Origin of the sequence: Pseudovibrio sp. POLY-S9 (assembly GCF_001431305.1) — a bacterium.
Classification (GTDB): Bacteria; Pseudomonadota; Alphaproteobacteria; order Rhizobiales; family Stappiaceae; genus Pseudovibrio.
In genome coordinates, this window is record NZ_LCWX01000260.1 from 92,158 (window position 1) to 93,509 (window position 1,352).

The 1,352-nt window shown below is 51.7% G+C and carries 1 protein-coding gene; it reads left to right on the forward strand.

The genetic code is table 11. The features are described 5' to 3' along the window. Positions 1-482: ABC transporter substrate-binding protein (locus PPL9_RS34570; RefSeq protein ID WP_244273503.1), on the forward strand; the 482-nt coding region annotated here is incomplete at its 5' end. Positions 483-1,352: the final 870 nt, after the last annotated feature.

Consider the following 1,352-nt stretch of genomic DNA (forward strand, 5'->3'; position numbering starts at 1 on the left):
TCTGGGCGATGCCTGTTCAGCGTCCTTACAACCCGAACGCACGTCGTATGGCTGAAGTTATGCAGGGCGACTTCGCAAAGGCTGGTGTTGACGTTGAGATCGTTTCCTACGAGTGGGGTGAGTACCTGAAGCGCTCTAAAGAGGTAGACCGTGACGGTGCTGTTCTGCTCGGCTGGACTGGTGACAATGGTGACCCGGACAACTTCCTCGCAGTTCTTCTTGGCTGTGACGGCGTTGGTGGTTCAAACCGCGCTCAGTGGTGTAACGCTGAGTTTGAAGACCTGATCCAGAAAGCGAAAGTAACTGCAGACGTTGCTGAGCGTACCAAGCTCTATGAGCAGGCACAGGTGGTCTTCAAGCGTGAAGCTCCATGGGCAACCATCGCTCACTCTGTTGTTTCTGAGCCAGTTTCTGTGAAGGTCGAAAACTACAAGATCGATCCATTCGGTGGTCACATCTTCTACGGCGTTGACCTTAAGTAATTCAGAGTTCTCTCTGGAATACGAAAAGCCCCGGCCATGTGCCGGGGCTTTTTTGTTTCTGTATGCGGCTGCGTAAAAACTTATCCCCCCAGCCTCAAACCGCGCCCATACTAATCCCATGCCTACGTAACGGGCTGCTGGCGGAGCGACCGTCAGTTTGTCGTAGGTTGGGCGGGGCTGCTGAAAGACGTAACGCACCTTGCAGTGGTCCGGTGAACCGAACTTCAAACGTGACCGCATGGTTTGAGGGGAAGGGCCCAGGACTATAGGGTATCACGCGCTGATAGATACAAGAGCACCGGCAGTAAAACCTGCTTTTGCGAAAGTGTCTATCAAAGACGGAGGAACTGTCTGGCTAGGGAAACCTAACTGGATAAGCCATTGTCTTTTCAGGAAACTGACTATCGTGCCTTATAGGCAAAAGAGGCGACGTTGTTCATTATAAGAAAGCCCGGGCAAGGCGTGTAGCCAATGCCGAAGAAACTAACTTAACAAACAGCGCAGGTATTGCCTGCCGCCTTGCTCATCCCGACTTTCGGGAATTCTGTTCCACCACTGCATGGAAGGCCATGCGGTGCTTTAAGTGCTTGTTTATCTGCCAAGAAATCAGTGACTAGTTCCAATTACCAGATGGATTGCCCCGCACGGCTTAAAGTAGCATCAGTCCCATACATATAGATATTGGGCTGGGAGAGCGTGAGCTGATGGACAATTATTTAAAAGAGTTCCCGAACAAAGAAGGCTACTTCGGTGAGTATGGCGGAGCATTCCTGCCGCCTGAGCTAGTGCCTCAGTTCGAAGAGATCGCGAAAGCCTACGAAAAGATCTCTGGCGATGCCTCCTACATCAATGAGCTGCGCTACATCCGCA